This window comes from Rhizobium sp. 05L429 (assembly GCF_056397645.1).
In genome coordinates, this window is sequence record NZ_JBFTNV010000001.1 from 300926 (window position 1) to 318828 (window position 17903).

Sequence of the window (17903 nt, forward strand, 5' to 3'; positions counted from 1 at the left end):
CTTTGCCGTTAAGGCAGATTGTCTTTCAGGAATATATCGAGGCGAATGCGCTCCTGCGCGTCGATGACCGCGAGGCCATCTGCCTTTGCCTTGAGAACACGGATCGCGCTGCGTACTTCATGGCCGGCATCCTGATTGAGGATTGCGTCGATAGTGCCGTCGAGAAGGGCAACGCGCGTATGCACCGTCAATTCATGGGCGATCACTGTCAGCGCCCTGTCGACAGCCTTTTCCTTGAGCGCCCGGATCAGACCACGATTACCGGCGCCGAGACTGTAAATGCCGACGATGCCGTCGTTCTTCCCAAGCGCATCCGCAATCAGCATATGGGCAGTTTCAGGGTCATCCCGGCCTTCGAGCACCGGCAGCAGATGCAGCGCCGGAAACTCCTGCGCCGTGACAGATGCGAAACCCTCCAGGCGCTCACGATGGTCGCGCACCAGCATGGAGCCTGCAAGAACAGCGATCTCGCCTTTGGCACCGCCGAGAAAACGGCCGAGCAGGCGAGCAGCGGTGCGCCCCGCTGCGATATTGTCGACGCCGGCATAATGGTGACGCAGAGATCCCGTCAGATCGGAAACGAGGGTAACGACCGGAATGCCGTCATGGACCAGCCGGTCCACAGCCGTGCGCACATCGGGCGCGTCGGTGGCTACGAGCGCGACCCCTGAGGGCTTTTCGGCAGCGACTGTTTCCAGCTCACGAACCAGCGCCTGTGGATCAAAGGCCGGCACCTCGACGATGCGAATGTCCGTACGCTCGGCGGACGAGCGCGCGATCGCTGCGCGGATTTCGGCATTCAAGCCGTGCATGAAGGAATTGTCGCTGGCGGGCAGGATGAAGGTCAGCGGATAGACGCGGCCCTTGGCAAGGTTTGCCGCCGCCAGGTCGCGCACATAGCCGAGATCCCGGATGGCGGTCTCCACCTTCTCCCGTGTCACATGGCGTACGCCCGGCCGTCGGTTCAGAACCCGGTCCACAGTCGCGAGACTGACACCTGCCGCAGCGGCGATATCGTGAACGGTTGGCCTCATCGCTCCTCCTGGACGAGACCATTAGCGCCAATTTTGATGTACGTAAATCAAAAAATGCGTGGGCTGAAAAGCACCCCATTCAAGGGAAGCGAAACTACCCATGCAGAAAAACAGAAAGGCCCTCCGAAGAGGGCCTTTCTTGCAACGACGGCCGGAGGTCAGTGGCCGCCACCGCCTCCCCCGCCTTGCGGCGCGGGTTTCTTGATCATGAAGACGCCAAGGACCATCGCCAGGAAAAGCACCGTCAGCATCAGGAAAATGTCGCCGAACGAAAGGATCATCGCCTGTTTGGTGGCCAAGCCGACCATCTGCTTGACTGCAACATCGGCACCATCAAGACCCCAATTGTTGAAGTTTTGGGTCATGTTGTTCATCTGGTCGATCGCAGCCGTATTGCCCCAGTGCACGTTTTCGCGCAGACGCTCGTAGTGCACGTCCTGGCGGCTGGTCAGCACGGTGTTGATGACGGCAAGGCCGACGGCGCCGCCGAGGTTACGCGTCAGGTTGAAGAGGCCGGATGCGCCGCGGATACGCGCTGGCGGCAGGGTGCCGAGCGCGATATTGTTGATCGGCACCATGCACATCATCAGGCCGAAGCCGCGCAGGATCTGCGGGATGAAGAGCTCGTAGAAGTCCCAGTCCTGCGTCAGATGCGTCATGATATAGGTGCCGGCTGCAAAGCTCACGAAGCCGATCGCCATCATGAAACGTAGGTCGAGCTTCGTCGACAGCCGGCCGGCGATCGGCGCGGTGAAGAACATCGCAAGGCCCGACACGAACATTGTCTCGCCTATCATCTGCGAATCGTAGCCGCGGATGCGGCCGAGATAGACCGGATAGATATAGGTGAGCCCGTAAAGGCCGATGCCCATGACGAAAGAGAACACCGAGCCGAAGGAGAAGTTTCGGTTGGAGAAGGCCGTCAGATCGACGACCGGGAATTCCACCGTGAAGGCCCGGTAGAAAAAGACGACACAGGCGACGGCAGAGGCAACGGCGCCGATGACGATGTAGCTGTCGTTGAACCAGTCGTTCGAATTGCCTTCTTCCAGCACATATTCCAGTGCGCCAAGGAAAACACCCATCGACAGCAGGCCATACCAGTCGAACTTCTTGAAGAGCGACAGTTCCGGCTTGTCGAAATCGATGAAGTTCCAGGTGACGATCGTGACGATGATACCGGGCACGATATTGACCAGGAACAGCCAGTGCCAGGAGAAGGCATGGCTAAGATAACCGCCGACCGTCGGGCCGATGGTCGGCGCCAGCGTGGCGATGAGGCCGATGATCGGCGAGACGATCGCACGCTTCGACGGCGGGAAGATCGTGAAGGCGGCCGCGAAGACCGAGGGGATCATGCCGCCACCGATGAAGCCCTGGATGACACGGTAGACGATCATCTGGTCGATGTTCGTTGCAGTTGCGGCCAGGGCGCTCGCCATGGTGAAACCGGCGGCCGAAATCGCGAAGAGATACCGCGTCGAGATGATGCGCGCGAGCGTGCCCGACAGCGGGATCATGATGACTTCCGCGATCAGATAGGCCGTCTGCACCCAGCCGATTTCGTCCGAACCGGCCGAAAGTCCTGCCTGGATTTCGGCGAGCGAAGCGGAGACGATCTGGATGTCGAGGATCGACATGAACATGCCGAGCACCATCGCGAAGAAAGCGATGAGCCTTCTCGGATCCATGCGATCCGCGGCATGCGCAGGCATTGCCGGGATCGAACCTGCCGTTGCTGTCGCGCTCCCGGCCATAGGATTACCTCCGCCCCGAGAGCTTACTTCACCGGCGCCGTACGGGTATCAACATCGACGACGACGCTGAGACCTGCGCGCAGGCGGCCGCTATCAAGCGCATCCTGCGGCAAGGCGATGCGAACCGGCACGCGCTGGATGATCTTGGTGAAATTGCCAGTCGCATTTTCCGGGGGAAGCATCGAGAAGACCGAGCCGGAGGCCGGCGAGATCGATTCGACGGTGCCGACGACAGGATAGTCGCTATAGGCATCGACATGGACATTGACCTTCGAGCCGGGAACGAGATGCTGGATCTGCGTTTCCTTGAAGTTGGCATCGATGTAGAGCTGGCGTGTCGGCACGAGCGCCATCAGCCGCTGGCCAGGCGAAACGAGATCGCCTTCCTGAACCGACCGATTGCCGACGACGCCGTCATAGGGCGCCTTCAGCACGGTGAAGGAGAGATCGCGGGCAGCCTTGTCGCGCTGGATTTCCATCGTACGCACGGAGCCTTCGGCTTCCTTGCGCTGTGCCTCGAGGATGGTGATGTTGGCCTGGGCGAAAACGATGTTGGCATCGCCGCCGGCAAGATTGGCCTTGGCCTGATCGAGCGCCGTATTGGCGTCGTCAAGGTCTGCCGTGGTGCCGACCGACTTCGCCTGCAGGTCGCTCTGGCGCTTCTGCTTGATTTCCGCGCCGCGCACGGTGGCTTCGAGGGCGGTCTTCTGGGCTTGGGCCTGAACGAGGCTCGCCTTCGCGCCTTCGATCTGCGCATCGATACGGCTGAGTGAAAGCTGCTCGGTTACGATCTGGGCATTCGCCTGGTCGAGGGCGTTCTGGTAGTCGCCGTTATCAAGGGTAGCGAGAACGTCGCCTGCCTTGACTTCCTGGTTGGCGAAAACATTCACCTTCGCGACGTAACCGGTAACCTTCGGCGAGATCGTCGCGATATCACCCTCGATATAGGCGTCGTCGGTCGACACCAGAAAGCGGCCATTCGTCCACCAGTCGTAGCCGTACCAGCCAGCGCCGGCGAGAGCAGCGAGCACCACAACAGGCAACACGAAGCTGCGGCGCTTCTTCGGAGCAGCCGGTGCGACAGCAGGCGCCGTCTGCGCAGGAGCCGTCTGCGGTGCCTCTGCCTTCGGGGCTTCGGCGGGGGCTACGGTTTCCGCTTTCACCTCTTCGGCGCCGGCATTTTCGCTGACGATGCGCGCAACGTTGCTCTTCTGGTTGGTCGACATAAACAGACTACCGATCTGGAGTAAAATAATCGAACTGAACGGTTCGGTTCAGTTGACTTAAAGGGTTTTTGACTTCATATCAAGATGCATAGAACCAATCGGTTCGATTTCTTTGAATGAAACCGCGAATTCGCCAAGACGGTTAAGGAGACATGACACTGAAGCCCGAGGATACCGCCGTATTCAGCCCACCCAATCCGGGAGGTCGCTTTGCTGCGGGTGAAGATCCGGCCAAGCGCCAGCAGATCCTTGACGGTGCCCGGAGCGTGTTCATGAAGATGGGCTTCGACGCGGCCAGTATGAACGATGTGACTCGCGAGGCCGGCGTTTCCAAGGGAACGCTCTATGTCTACTTCGCCAACAAGGAAGAACTCTTCCACGCCATGGTCGAGACCGAGCGCGCCGCCTTCGTGGCAGCCGTGCGCATGGTCCTTGCAGAGCATGACGATGTCGAGGCCGGCCTGTACGAATTCGGGATAACCTTCGTCACGCATATGACCGAAGACAAGGTCATCGACGCCATGCGCACCGTGCTCGGCGTGCGTGAGCGCATGCCCCTTCTCTGTCAGCGATTCTTCAAGGGTCCGCAGAACCTGCGCACCATCATGCACGACTTCCTGGAGCGGCACGTGCAGGCCGGTACCCTGAAGATCGACGATATCGATCTCGCCGCCGGGCAGTTCCTCGATCTTGCGAGCGGCAGCTTCTTCAAGCTGCGCCTGTTCGGCAATATGGACGGACCGCCGCCGCGCAACGAGATCGAACGCGTCATTCGCGGCGCGATCCACGTCTTCATGGCCGCCTATGGCGTTCGCAAACACGAGTCTACCTGACCACATCTCCCGCCCCGACTGGTTTTCCGCCGGATTTGCGCAATAGCGATCAAATCCGGCCGCCGCATTTCCTCTAGGAATGAGACGGCAACCAGGGGAGAAGAGATGAGCGCCATCGGACGGGCGATATGGTTCATCGAGAGCCATTTCGAAACCGATATAAGCCTCGACGAGATCGCAGAAGCTGCCGGACTGTCGCGCTATCATCTCTCGCGCGTCTTTGGGCTGGTGACCGGCCATTCGATCAGCGGCTATATCCGCGCACGGCGCCTGAGTGGGGCCGCGCTATCTCTCATCTCAGGCTCATCCAGCATTCTCGAGGTTGCCCTCGGCGCGGGCTACGGCTCGCACGAGGCTTTCACCCGTGCCTTCCGCGACCAATTCGGCATGACGCCGGAAGCGGTGCGGCGACAAGGGCACATTCGCAACCTTGCTTTGATGGAGCCTATCAGGATGAAAACCGCAAGCCTTAACGATCTCGAACCGCCGCGTTTCGAAACCCTTCAGCCGATGCTTTTTGCCGGGCTGCAGGAAACCTATGACTATGGTGGCAACGCTGCGATCCCCTCTCTCTGGCAGAAGTTCAACCAGCATTTCGGCCATATCCCGAACCAGAAGGGAAATGTCGCCTACGGCGTCTGCACCCATATCGACGGCGAGGCCGAGAAATTCCGTTACATGGCCGCCGCCGAAATAGCCGACGCCGACGACCTGCCGGAGGGCTTTGTGACATTGAAGCTGCCGCTCCAGCGCTACGCCGTCTTCTCCCATCGCGGCCACGTCTCCGGTATTCCCGCGACGATGGACCTGATTTTCGGCAACTGGTGGCCGACTTCGGGCCTCGAACATGGCAGCACGCCCGACATGTTCGAACGCTACGATGACCGCTTCGATCCCTATACGGGAATGGGGCTGACGGAAATCTGGCTGCCGATCAAGGAATAAAAGCCCGATCGTTTTCGTATACCCCCTTGCGGCGCTTGCCCGGCAGGGCCGCGACGATACATTGTCCGCGTCCGTATGTGACGCAAGGGGGAAATACGCCGATGCAGGATATCATGACGCTCATTCAGGACCCGGCTGCCTGGGTGGCGCTTGTCACGCTCGTGGTGATGGAAGTGGTTCTCGGGATCGACAACCTCATCTTCATCTCCATCCTCACCAACAAGCTGCCGCCTGAGCATCGGGAAAGGGCCCGTAAGACCGGTATCGCTCTTGCGCTCATCATGCGTCTTGCCCTGCTTGGCACCATTGCCTGGATCGTCCAGCTCACCGAGCCGCTCTTCGAGCTTTTCGGCCATGGCTTCTCCTGGAAGGATCTCATTCTCATCGCCGGCGGTCTCTTCCTCGTCTGGAAGGCCACCAAGGAAATCCACCACAATGTCGATCCGGAGGATCAGCAGGAGAATTTCATCGCAGGCGCGACAGGCACGAGCTTCGCTTCGGCGATTGGCCAGATCCTGCTTCTGGACCTCGTCTTCTCGGTGGACAGCATCATTACCGCCGTCGGCATGACCCCGCACCTGCCGATCATGGTGGTCGCCGTCGTCGCGGCCGTAACGGTCATGCTGGTTGCCGCAACGCCGCTCGCCAATTTCATCGAGCGCAACCCAACGATCGTCATGCTGGCACTCGCCTTCCTGCTGATGATCGGCACGACGCTGATCGCCGATGGCATGGGCTTCCATGTGCCGAAGGGCTACGTCTACGCCGCCATGGCCTTCTCGGCCCTCGTCGAGGTGCTGAATATGTTCGCAAGGAACGCACGCCGGCGAAAGCGCGAAGGCGGCCACTAAGACCGCTATCTATCTCAGACCCAACTATTATCCCCGCCTTACCGGGTAAGGCGGGGTTCTTCCGAGAGCCGGAGGTTTGATGAAACCCTGCTTCATGTCGTCGCCGGGCTTCACCTCAAAGAACAGATGCCCGAAGCGGCCGCCCGGAGACGCCGGAACACGCCCGCCAAAAGCGGTTTTTCTTGACGCGCCCTTTTGAATATGGCCTAAGCGCAACCATCAGGATAATCGGTGGATTGTGTGGGCAGACGCCCTTCTCCAGCCGGTTTCCGAAAGATATCTGCATTTTCCAGGCCGGACGTCGCTTTCATTGAAAAGCCGCTCGGCATTCATTGACGGGCACATAAAAATGACAGCTTCCGGCGTCCGCGTCCGCATCGCTCCCTCGCCGACCGGCGAGCCGCATGTCGGCACCGCTTACATCGCTCTCTTCAACTATCTCTTTGCCAAGAAGCACGGCGGCGAGTTCATTCTGCGCATCGAGGATACCGATGCGACGCGCTCGACCCCGGAATTCGAGACCAAAGTGCTGGATGCGCTGAGATGGTGTGGACTGGAATGGAAGGAAGGCCCCGATATCGGCGGCCCCTACGGCCCCTATCGCCAGTCCGATCGCAAGGATATGTACCAGCCCTTTGCCCAGGAATTACTGGACAAGGGCCATGCCTTCCGCTGTTTCTGCACGCCCGAGCGGCTGGAGCAGATGCGCGAAGGCCAGCGCGCCGCCGGCAAGCCGCCGAAATATGACGGCCTCTGCCTGACGTTGAAGGCCGAAGAAGTCACTTCGCGTATGGCCGACGGCGAAACCACCGTCATCCGCATGAAGATCCCGACCGAAGGCTCGTGCGACTTTACCGACGGCGTTTATGGCGACGTGTCGATCCCCTGGGATTCCGTCGACATGCAGGTGCTGATCAAGGCCGATGGCATGCCGACCTATCATATGGCAAACGTCATCGACGACCATCTGATGAAGATCACCCATGTCGCACGCGGCGAGGAATGGCTGGCCTCCGTGCCGAAGCACATTCTGCTGTACCGCTATTTCGGCTGGGACCAGCCGGTCTTCATGCATCTGTCGCTGATGCGCAATGCCGACAAGTCGAAGCTGTCGAAGCGCAAGAACCCGACCTCGATCTCCTATTATTCGGCGCTCGGCTATATCCCCGAAGCGCTGATGAACTTCCTCGGCCTGTTCTTCATCCAGATCTCCGAAGGCGAAGAGTTGCTGACGATGGATGAGCTGTCGGAAAAGTTCGACCCGGAAAACCTGTCCAAGGCCGGTGCGATCTTCGACATCCAGAAGCTCGACTGGCTGAACGGCCGCTGGATCCGCGAGAAGCTGTCGGAAGAAGACTTCCGCGATCGCGTACTGACATGGGCGATGGAAAACGATCGCCTGATGGCTGGCTTGCGCCTGTCGCAGACGCGCATTTCCAAGCTCGGCGAACTGCCCGATCTCGCGGGCTTCCTGCTGAAGTCCGATCTCGGCCTGCAGCCCTCCGACTTCGCCAAGATCAAATCGCCGCCGGAAGAGATCCTTGAGATCCTCAACACCGTCCAGCCGGATCTCGAAAAGATCCTGGAATGGAACGTCGAGACGATCGAGGCCGAACTGCGCGCCATCGCCGACCGCATGGGCAAGAAGCTGAAGGTCATCGTCGCGCCGCTCTTCGTCGCCGTCTCCGGCTCGTCGCGCTCGCTGCCGCTTTTCGATTCCATGGCGATCCTCGGCCGCTCGGTCGTGCGCCAGCGCCTGAAGCTTGCCTCGCAGGCAGTCGCCGCCCTCGTCGGCTCGAAGTAAGAACAGTCAGAGGATTTCGACAATGGCTGACAACAAGACCGAAAACACCCTATCTTCCGACGCAACGGAAGTACGCGCCCAGAAGCTGAAGCTGCTGCGCGAGCAGATCGGCGACGTCTATCCGGCGCATTTCCACCGCACGCTGACCAATGCCGAACTGGCTGCGAAATACGAAGGCCTGGAACCTGATGTCGAGACACAGGATGTCGTGACCGTCGCCGGCCGCGTCTACTCGTCGCGCAACTCCGGCATGTTCATGGATATCCATGACGCCGGCGGCAAGATCCAGATTTTCAGTCACAAGGACACGACCCCGGAAGAAGCCCGTGCGCTCCTGCCGATGATCGATATCGGCGATATCATCGGCGTCACCGGCGTCGTGCGTCGCACCAAGCGCGGTGAACTGACGATCAACGCCCAGAAGATCGAGATGCTCACCAAGTCGCTGCTGCCGATGCCCGAAAAGTGGCACGGCCTCTCCGACATCGAGCTACGCTATCGCAAGCGCCACCTCGACATCATGACCAACGAGGAATCGAAGCTGCGCTTCCAGCAGCGCTCGAAGATCCTCTCCGGCATCCGTCGCTTCATGGAAGATGACGGCTTCATGGAAGTCGAAACGCCGATGCTGCATTCGGTCTACGGTGGTGCCACCGCCGAGCCGTTCAAGACGCATCACAACACGCTGAAGCTCGACATGTACCTGCGCATCGCGCCGGAACTGTTTCTGAAGCGCACGCTGGTTTCGGGCCTCACCGACAAGGTCTTCGAGATCAACCGCAACTTCCGCAACGAAGGCGTCTCCACCCGGCACAATCCGGAATTCACCATGATGGAGTGCTACTGGGCTTATGCCGACTACGAGGACATCATGGACCTCGTCGAGCGGCTGTTCGAGAGCTTGGCGCTCTCCATCCACGGCACGACGGAATTCCCCTTCGGCGACAAGACCATGTCCTTCAAGGGTCCGTTCAAGCGCGTTCCGATGCCGGACGCCGTCAAGGAAGTCACCGGTATCGACTTCCTCGCAATGAAGACCGACGAGGAAGCCCGCACGGCTGCCAAGGCTGCCGGCTTCGAAGTCGAGAAGGACTGGACCTGGGGCGAGTGCCTCGCCTTCATCTTCGAAGAGAAGGTCGAGCAGACCCTGATCCAGCCCTCACACGTGACGCATTTCCCGAAGGACATCTCACCCTTCGCCAAGGAAGTGCCGGGCGAGCCGCGCCTCGTCGAACGTTTCGAGACCTATTGCAACGCCTGGGAACTCGGCAATGCCTTCTCCGAACTCAACGATCCGGAAGAGCAGCGCCGCCGCATGGTCGAACAGCTCGAGCAGGCCCATGCCCGCGGCGAGAAGGAAAAGCAGCTGGATGAGGAATTCCTCGATGCGATCGACCAGGGCATGCCACCCGCGGGCGGTCTCGGCATCGGCGTCGACCGCCTGATCATGCTGCTGACCAACGCACCGTCGATCCGCGACGTCATTCTCTTCCCGGCCCGCCGTAACAAGGCCGACTGAGAGACGCATTCGTTAAAAAACGGAGCGCCCGAAAGGACGCTCCATTTTCTTTTGAGACTTTTCCCTCAGATCATGTAGCCGCCAGCGACTTCAATCGTCTGCGCATTGATCCACGCGCCATCGTCGGAGGCGAGCACGGCTATGACCCGGCCAACGTCGTCGGCTTCCCCGATACGGCCAAGTGCCGTCTGCGAGGCGAGCAATGCGGCAAATTCCGGATTCTTGTCCAGCGCAGCATCAGCGAGATTGGTACGGATAGGGCCGGGCGAGATGGCGTTGGCGCGGATTCTGCGGTCGCCGAACTCCTTCGCCTGGTAGCGGGTCAGCGTCTCAAGTCCGGACTTGAGGGCTGCATAAGGCGCAACACCGGCCGTTGCGACGCGAACGGAAGCACTCGTCACGTTCAGGATCACGCCGCCATCCGCCATCAGCGGCAAGAGCGCCTGTGTCAGGAAGAACGGTCCCTTCAGATGGACGTTCATGAGAGCGTCGAACTGCTCCGTCGTCACCGTCTCCATCAGGTTGAACATGCCGAACCCGGCATTGTTGACAAGGCAGTCGAAATCGCTGCGACCCCAATAAGTGGAAAGCAGCCTTTTGACCTCTTCCGTGAAGACCTGGAAGCTGTCGGCATCGCCGACATCGAGGGCAAGCGCCACGGCTTGGCCGCCTGCCTCCCTGATCTCGGCAACGACCTCGTCTGCACCGGGCTTGTGGCTGTTGTAGGTGAGGATGACGCCCATGCCGCGCCTTGCGCATTCCTGCGCCGCCGACCGGCCAATGCCGCGGCTGCCACCGGTGATGATTGCGATTTTCATCTCTGTCTCCTTTGCTTCGACGGCCGAAAGCTATGGTAAACGGCCGATCGGCTCTCCGCCGGAAACTGCCTCGTTCTTGCCTATTCCTGCTTTTGCCTTGTGCGCGTTCACTTCCTGGTTCAGGATTTGGTCATGCACACAATACTCGACGAGATGCGCCGCTTGACGGCCCATGCCGAAAACCGCCCGACGGAAACCGGCATACCTGGTATCCTGATGGTCAAGGGAGAGATACCCCAACACAAGCTCGGCGCCGTCTATGAGCCGATGGTCAACCTGATCCTCGATGGCAGCAAGACGCTGACAATCGCCGGGCGCGACTATTATTATGATCCAGCCAGCTATTTCGTGATCTCGGTCGACATACCGGCGACCGGCGTAGTGCGGCAGACGGCCCCCGACCGGCCCTATATCGGCGTCAGCTTGTCGCTCGATCCGGCACGGGTCGCAGCCCTTCTCATGGATCTTTCACCGCAATCCTATCTAGACGGACAGAGCGGCTATTCCGTCTGCCGCATGACGCCGGAACTCCTGAATGCATGGCTGCGAATGCTGCAGCTCATGGAGCGCCCGCAGGATATCCCGGCGCTTGCCCCTGCCTATGAGCGTGAGATCCTCTACCGTGTGCTGCAGGGACCGCAGGGCTGGATGCTGCGCGATATTGCGGCGCCTGACAGCGCGCTGTCGCGGATAAGGCTCGCCATCCGCTGGGTCCGCGAACATTACGCCGAAGCGGTCGAGGTCGAAAAACTCGCCACCCTCGCCTCCATGAGCGTCTCGGCCTTTCATCGCCATTTCAAGGCCGTGACGGCGATGAGCCCGATCCAATTCCAGAAGCGCATCCGTCTGCTGCAGGCCCGCCAGCTTCTGATTGCTCAATCTGGAAATGCTTCCTCGGTCGCCTATACCGTAGGCTACGAAAGCGCTTCGCAATTCACCCGGGAGTATGCGCGTTTCTTCGGCCAGCCGCCGGGACGCGATGTATCCTTGATAAGGGAAAGCATCAGGCCGGCGGCCTGACCGTTTCGGGCCTAGTGCCCGCTTTTGGCAGGCGCTTCCTCTGCAGGAGCAGCTTCTGAGGGAGTAGCAGCATCCTTGGCAGCCTGCTCTTCAGCGGACGGTTCCTTGGCCTCCTGTGCTGCAGCCTTGCTCTCTTTCTTGGTCGAGGCAACCGCAACCGGATCGATGCAATCGGCGGGATCCTTGAGACTCGCGTTCAGTGCTGCGATCTGGTCGTCCGGCAGGTCGATGCGCTCGCCATAGAAGAGGCCCTGCTCGCTTGCCTCGCCGTCGTAATAACGGGCCGAATAGGGCTTGTCATCAAGCCCATCGACCATCTTGTCTGGATGCGCGATATAGACGACGTCGGCGCCGATCGCCCGGCCGCGAATATCCGAGCGCAGGGTGGGACCATTCTCGTCGAGGACGACGACCTGCACGAGGTCGGGCTTCTGGGCTTCATAGACGGCCTGGGCGACTCGCAACGCCGTCTTGATGCGCGTCATGCCGTCAACAGGTTCGGTCTTGATATATTTGCGGACCCAGACGTGATCCTGCTTCTTGATCGTCACTAGATTGACGTCGGTGCAGGCTACGCCATCGGCCGATTCCTCGTCACCGAGCAGCCTGTCTTTACCGACATAGATCGCAGCACCGCCGGAAACGCCCGCTAACAGGGCGCTGCCACCGATGATCAAAGCCAATTTCCGGGAAGGCCGGAATATGCGCAGTAAGGCCTTCACGCCAACTGCTCCGCCATCTGAAAACTCCAACGCAATACAAGTGACTGTGAAGCTAGGGAAATGACGTTTCCGAATCTTTAAGTGGACCGTCCGACTTTGTCTCGAATTGGCTAAATACCAAAAAAGGTCCAGCCGTCCCTGCGCTTGCCAGATCGCTCAAGCGCATGTTCTAAAAAGCCATGGCCTTCACGCTTCGCCAGATTCAATATTTCGTCGCCGTTGCCGAACAGGGCTCGGTCACGCGCGCCGCGCAGAACCTGTCGATCTCCCAATCCTCGATAACAGAGGCGCTGAAGGAACTCGAAAACGATCTCGGCGTCGTGCTGTTCGAACGCCACCCGCGGGGGCTCTCAATTACCCATAGTGGCCACCAGTTTCTGCGGCATGCCACGAAAATCCTGTCAACGGTCTCCGATGCCCGCACCAGCTTTTCCGGCCAGCAGAACATTCCCTCCGGCACACTCAACATCGGCGTCACCTCGCTTGTCGCAGGCTACGTTCTCTCCGATCTGCTGGCCCGCTACCGCCGAGCATGCCCCCACGTCGAGGTCAGCGCCATTGAGGACAATGGCGGTTACCTCGAACATCTGCTCGTCGGCGGCGAGCTGGATGTCGCTGTTATGGTCATTTCAAATCTGCGTGATCGCATGGCCCTCCAGGCCGAAATCCTGGAAACCTCACCCTATCGCCTCTGGCTGCCGATGGGTCATCCGCTGGTTTCGGCCGATATCATTTCCATTGCCGATATCGCCCGCGAGCCTCTGATCATGCTGACAGTGGATGAAATCGAGGAGAATACCGGCAAGCTGCTGACCGCGCTCGGCGCCCGCCCGCAGGTCGCCTTCCGCACCCGATCGGTGGAAGCCGTGCGCAGCTTGGTCGCGACCGGCGCCGGCGTGGCACTGCTGCCGGATCTCGTCTACCGCCCCTGGTCGCTGGAAGGCGACCGCATCGAGAGCCGCGATGTCTCCGGGTCCCTGCCCGTCGTGCAGGTCGGCATGGTCTGGCGCAAGGGCTCCAGTCTGCCGCAGGCGGCACGCGATTTCGTCGCCATCGCGGAGAACATGCGGTCGGGAAGATCTCGCTAGATATCGGAATTTCCGATATCGCCTTTCTGATAAATGAATTTGCGAAACCGGCCGTTCCGCGTCACCTTTTCCTCCGGGAACAAAACGCCGCAAAGCGGCACCAAAACCGGGAGACAGACGATGAAGCATCTTCTGAAATCGTGCACTGCTGCGCTTGCGAGCTTGAGCTTCGTGACACAGGTTGTCGCTGCCGAACCGCTGAAGGAATTGGGCAAGGGGGAAGGCGCCGTCAGCATCGTCGCCTGGGCCGGCTATATCGAGCGCGGCGAAACCGACAAGAATTACGACTGGGTCACCGACTTCGAGAAGGAAACCGGCTGCAAGGTTTCCGTAAAGACCGCCGCGACCTCTGATGAAATGGTGGCGCTGATGAACGAAGGCGGCTTCGACCTCGTCACGGCCTCGGGGGACGCATCACTGCGCCTCGTCGCGGGCAAACGCGTCCAGCCGATCAACACCGACCTCATCCCGAGCTTCAAGACTGTCGACGAGCGCCTGCAGAATGCACCCTGGAATACGGTGAACGGCGTCCATTACGGCGTGCCCTACCTCTGGGGTCCGAATGTGCTGATGTACAACGCTGACGCCTTCAAGGATAAGGCGCCGACGAGTTGGAATATCGTCTTCGAGGAGCAGAACCTGCCGGACGGCAAGTCCAACAAGGGTCGCGTTCAGGCCTATGACGGCCCGATCTACATCGCCGATGCGGCCCTGTATCTGATGGCACACAAGCCCGATCTCGGCATCAAGGATCCCTACGAACTCAACGAAGACCAGTACAAGGCTGCCCTCGACCTGCTGCGCGGCCAGCGCAAGATCGTCTCGCGCTATTGGCACGATGCGATGATCCAGATCGACGACTTCAAGAATGAAGGTGTCGTTGCCTCCGGCTCCTGGCCGTTCCAGGTCAACCTGCTGCAGGCAGACAAGCAGAAGATCGCCTCGACCTTCCCCGAGGAAGGCGTAACCGGTTGGGCCGATACCACCATGCTGCACGCCGACAGTGAACATCCGAACTGCGCCTATATGTGGATGGAACATTCCCTGAAGGCCAAGGTCCAGGGTGATGCCGCCGCCTGGTTCGGCGCCGTGCCGTCGGTTCCGGCGGCCTGCAAGGGCAACGAACTGCTGACCGACGCCGGCTGCAACACCAACGGCTATGATCACTTCGACAAGATCAAATTCTGGAAGACGCCGGTCGCCAAATGCGCAAGCGAGAGCGAATGCGTGCCCTATCACCGCTGGGTATCCGACTATATCGGCGTGATTGGCGGTCGGTAACGGCCAACCATTCCATGTCGTTCTCCTCCTCTTCTCTTAGAGGGAGGGGCTAGAGTGGCGCCGCTGAATTCCTGCCGAAACGCCGAACGGTTTGTGTAGGCGTGGCGGGGTAAGCGCCTCCCCCTTGCGGGGAGGGGTTTGAGGAGGGTTTTCAAACCTGAGCCCTCTCGTGAAAATTCTATACCGGAGCCCCCATGACGTCAGCCGTCCGTTTCCAGAAGGTCTCTCGCCATTTCGGTGCGGTGCGTGCCGTTGATGGCGTCGATCTCGAAATCGCGCCCGGCGAATTCTTCGCCATGCTCGGCCCGTCCGGCTCCGGCAAGACCACCTGCCTGCGGCTGATTGCAGGCTTTGAACAGCCGACATCGGGACATATCGAAATTTTCGGCGAAACCGCCGAGGGCGTTCCGCCCTATCGCCGCAACGTCAATACCGTCTTTCAGGATTACGCGCTCTTCCCGCATCTCAATATTCTCGACAACGTCGCCTATGGGCTGATGGTCAAGGGTGTCGGCAAGGCGGAGCGGATCAGGGAGGCTGAAAAGGCGCTGGAACTGGTGAAATTGCCCGGCTACGGCAGCCGTCGCCCCGGCCAACTCTCCGGCGGCCAGCGCCAGCGTGTGGCGCTCGCCCGCGCCCTCGTCAACAAGCCCCGGGTGCTCCTGCTCGACGAACCGCTCGGCGCACTTGATCTCAAGCTGCGCGAACAGATGCAGGAGGAACTGAAGAGCCTGCAGCGCGCACTCGGCATCACCTTCATCTTCGTCACCCACGATCAGGGTGAGGCCCTTTCCATGGCCGACCGCGTCGCCGTATTCAACGATGGTGGTATCGTTCAGCATGGTACGCCCCAGGACATCTACCGCCGCCCGAAAACACGGTTCGTCGCCGATTTCGTCGGCTCCTCGAATGTGATTTCTCCCGATGCGATGACCGCTCTTGGCGGCGAAAAGCGCTGGGCGAGCCTGCGCCCGGAAGCCATCCGTCTGGCCGGCGACGGCATCGAAGCGAAGGTCGAAAACGCCAGCTTCCTCGGCGCCGCCACACGGCTGACCGTCGATGCGAGAGGATCGCGTCTGCACGTCATGCTGCCGGCCGGCATCGATATCCCCGATATCGGCACCGCCATTCGTCTGACCTGGCAGCCCGATGACGTGCATTACATGGATGATGCGGTATGACGGCTCTGGCGATGACCAAGGCGGAAACCTCGATCCTGCCGCGTCGCGGCGGTTTCTTCGGGCGGCTGTCGGATGCCTTCTGGCGTCACCCGAAACTGCTCCTGTTCCTGATGCTGACCCCGCCGCTGCTCTGGCTCGGCATCATCTATATCGGCTCGCTGATCGCCCTTCTGCTACAGAGTTTCTTCTCGATCGACGACTTCTCGGGGCTGGTGAATTACGAGTTCACCCTCGATACCTATGCCCAGCTCCTGAACCCCGGCAATTTCGACATCATTGTCAGAACCATCCTGATGGCAGCGCTGGTGACGGTAGCTTCTGCGGCCGTTGCCTTTCCGATTGCCTATTACGCCGCCCGTTATGCGCAAGGAAAATGGAAGGCGCTCTTCTATCTCGGCATCATGCTGCCGCTCTGGTCGAGCTATCTCGTCAAGATCTATGCCTGGAAGCTGATCCTCGCCAAGGAAGGCATCCTCACCTGGTTATTCGACAAGCTCCATCTCTCCTGGCTTCTAGACGGCATTCTCGCTCTGCCTGTCGTCGGCGGCAATTCTCTTTCCGTCAGCTATCTCGGCACCTTCATCGTCTTCGTCTATATCTGGCTGCCCTATATGATCCTGCCGACGCAGGCAGCTCTCGAACGTGTGCCCGGCAATCTGATCGAGGCTTCCGCCGATCTCGGCGCCACACCGCACCAGACCTTCCGCACCGTGCTTTTCCCGCTGGCGCTGCCCGGCATCGTCGCCGGTTCGATCTTCACCTTCTCGCTGACGCTCGGCGACTACATCATCCCGCAAATCATCGGCTCGTCCCGCCTGTTCATCGGCCAGGCGGTCTATACGCAGCAGGGAACGGCCGGCAACGTACCGCTCGCGGCCGCCTTCTCCGTCGTGCCGATCGTCATCATGGCGATCTACCTCTGGCTCGCCAAACGCATGGGGGCCTTCGATGCGCTCTGACCGCGGACAGAAATCGCCCTTCATCCTGAAGATCGCTGCAGCCGGCGGCCTGCTCTTTCTGCATCTGCCGATCCTGCTGATCTTCGTCTATGCTTTCACGACCGAGGAGAAGAGCTATCAATGGCCGCCACCCGGCCTGACGCTGCAATGGTTCGGCATCGCCTGGAACCGGCCGGATGTCTGGTCCGCACTTGGCCTATCCCTGCAGGTTGCCTGTATCGCGACTGTCATTGCGCTGATCCTCGGCACGCTCTGCGCCGCCGCCGTCAGCCAGACGAAATTCTTCGGCCGGGAGGCGATCTCGCTGCTCGTCATCCTGCCGATCGCGCTTCCGGGCATCATCACCGGCATCGCGCTCCGCTCCGCCTTCAGCCTGCTCGATATCCCCTTCTCCGTCTGGACGATCGTGCTTGGTCACGCGACCTTCTGCGTCGTGGTCGTCTACAACAATGCCGTCGCCCGCTTTCGCCGCACCTCCGGCTCGCTGATCGAAGCCTCGATGGACCTTGGCGCCGACGGCTTCCAGACCTTCCGCCATGTCATCCTGCCGAATATCGGCACCGCGCTTCTGGCCGGCGGCATGCTCGCCTTCGCCCTGTCCTTCGATGAGGTGATCGTCACCACCTTCACCGGCGGCCAGCAATCCACCCTGCCGATCTGGATGCTCGAAGAGCTGATCCGCCCGCGCCAGCGTCCCGTCACCAACGTGGTCGCCATGGTCGTTGTGCTCGTCACCTTCCTGCCGATCCTGGCAGCCTATTACCTCACACGCGACGGCGACCAGATCGCCGGTGCCGGCAAATAACCCGGAGCGGAATACGGAAAGCGTCAAGCGCTTTCCAGCCCCCATCCCGCTCCACCAACG

The 17903-nt window shown here is 60.4% G+C and carries 16 protein-coding genes; 11 read left to right on the forward strand and 5 right to left on the reverse strand.

From position 1 onward, the window contains the following. Window positions 1-8 precede the first annotated feature (8 nt). From AC1DNW_RS01445 to AC1DNW_RS01455, 3 genes are all read right to left on the reverse strand, one after another. Entirely contained in the window at window positions 9-1034 is a 1026-nt protein-coding gene (locus tag AC1DNW_RS01445; RefSeq protein ID WP_113310367.1) for a LacI family DNA-binding transcriptional regulator, read from the reverse strand. A 158-nt stretch (window positions 1035-1192) separates the two neighbouring features. After that, window positions 1193-2791, reverse strand: a complete 1599-nt coding sequence (locus AC1DNW_RS01450; RefSeq protein WP_113295979.1) for a DHA2 family efflux MFS transporter permease subunit — start codon at window positions 2789-2791, stop codon at window positions 1193-1195. A 23-nt stretch (window positions 2792-2814) separates the two neighbouring features. After that, window positions 2815-4017, reverse strand: coding sequence for an HlyD family secretion protein (locus tag AC1DNW_RS01455; protein WP_113310368.1), 1203 nt, complete (start codon window positions 4015-4017; stop codon window positions 2815-2817). A 152-nt stretch (window positions 4018-4169) separates the two neighbouring features. Between AC1DNW_RS01455 and AC1DNW_RS01460 the strand changes: the two genes are divergently transcribed. The 5 genes from AC1DNW_RS01460 to lysS all read left to right on the forward strand — a co-directional run bounded on the left by AC1DNW_RS01460 (window position 4170) and on the right by lysS (window position 9969). Continuing rightward, window positions 4170-4850: a TetR/AcrR family transcriptional regulator gene (locus AC1DNW_RS01460; RefSeq protein ID WP_113295977.1), complete on the forward strand. Its 681-nt coding sequence runs from the start codon at window positions 4170-4172 to the stop codon at window positions 4848-4850. A 105-nt stretch (window positions 4851-4955) separates the two neighbouring features. Continuing rightward, entirely contained in the window at window positions 4956-5795 is an 840-nt protein-coding gene (locus AC1DNW_RS01465; RefSeq protein ID WP_113310369.1) for an AraC family transcriptional regulator, read from the forward strand. A gap of 101 nt (window positions 5796-5896) precedes the next feature. Beyond that, a complete protein-coding gene (locus AC1DNW_RS01470; protein WP_113310370.1) occupies window positions 5897-6646 on the forward strand; it encodes a TerC family protein in 750 nt (249 codons plus the stop codon). Window positions 6647-6995: 349 nt separating this feature from the next. Beyond that, window positions 6996-8450, forward strand: a complete 1455-nt coding sequence (gene gltX / locus AC1DNW_RS01475) for a glutamate--tRNA ligase (RefSeq protein ID WP_113296121.1) — start codon at window positions 6996-6998, stop codon at window positions 8448-8450. 22 nt (window positions 8451-8472) lie between these two features. Then, a complete protein-coding gene (lysS, locus tag AC1DNW_RS01480) occupies window positions 8473-9969 on the forward strand; it encodes a lysine--tRNA ligase (RefSeq protein WP_113310371.1) in 1497 nt (498 codons plus the stop codon). 65 nt (window positions 9970-10034) lie between these two features. Here the strand turns inward: lysS and AC1DNW_RS01485 are convergent, their stop codons facing one another. After that, window positions 10035-10787 (reverse strand): SDR family oxidoreductase, encoded by a 753-nt coding sequence (locus AC1DNW_RS01485; RefSeq protein WP_113310372.1) that lies wholly within the window; start codon window positions 10785-10787, stop codon window positions 10035-10037. 132 nt (window positions 10788-10919) lie between these two features. On the opposite strand from AC1DNW_RS01485, the gene AC1DNW_RS01490 reads away from it, so the two are divergent. Further along, window positions 10920-11807 carry an AraC family transcriptional regulator gene (locus tag AC1DNW_RS01490; RefSeq protein ID WP_113310411.1) on the forward strand — a complete coding sequence of 296 codons (888 nt, stop codon included), beginning with the start codon at window positions 10920-10922 and terminating at the stop codon, window positions 11805-11807. Window positions 11808-11818: 11 nt separating this feature from the next. Here AC1DNW_RS01490 and AC1DNW_RS01495 read toward each other — a convergent pair whose 3' ends face one another. Continuing rightward, the gene (locus tag AC1DNW_RS01495; RefSeq protein WP_113310373.1) at window positions 11819-12529 is read right to left on the reverse strand and encodes a hypothetical protein; all 711 of its coding nucleotides are present in this window, start codon (window positions 12527-12529) and stop codon (window positions 11819-11821) included. Between the two features lie 179 nt (window positions 12530-12708). On the opposite strand from AC1DNW_RS01495, the gene AC1DNW_RS01500 reads away from it, so the two are divergent. The 5 genes from AC1DNW_RS01500 (at window position 12709) to AC1DNW_RS01520 (ending at window position 17843) form a co-directional block, all read left to right on the forward strand. Further along, window positions 12709-13617, forward strand: a complete 909-nt coding sequence (locus tag AC1DNW_RS01500) for a LysR family transcriptional regulator (protein ID WP_113310374.1) — start codon at window positions 12709-12711, stop codon at window positions 13615-13617. Window positions 13618-13737: 120 nt separating this feature from the next. Further along, the gene (locus tag AC1DNW_RS01505; RefSeq protein WP_113310375.1) at window positions 13738-14898 is read left to right on the forward strand and encodes an ABC transporter substrate-binding protein; all 1161 of its coding nucleotides are present in this window, start codon (window positions 13738-13740) and stop codon (window positions 14896-14898) included. Between the two features lie 194 nt (window positions 14899-15092). Continuing rightward, entirely contained in the window at window positions 15093-16079 is a 987-nt protein-coding gene (locus AC1DNW_RS01510) for an ABC transporter ATP-binding protein (protein ID WP_113310376.1), read from the forward strand. Continuing rightward, window positions 16076-17038, forward strand: coding sequence for an ABC transporter permease (locus tag AC1DNW_RS01515; protein ID WP_113310377.1), 963 nt, complete (start codon window positions 16076-16078; stop codon window positions 17036-17038). The genes AC1DNW_RS01510 and AC1DNW_RS01515 overlap by 4 nt, the downstream gene beginning before the upstream one ends. Then, entirely contained in the window at window positions 17028-17843 is an 816-nt protein-coding gene (locus AC1DNW_RS01520; RefSeq protein ID WP_113310378.1) for an ABC transporter permease, read from the forward strand. Before AC1DNW_RS01515 ends, AC1DNW_RS01520 begins: the two co-directional genes overlap by 11 nt. Window positions 17844-17903 lie beyond the last annotated feature (60 nt).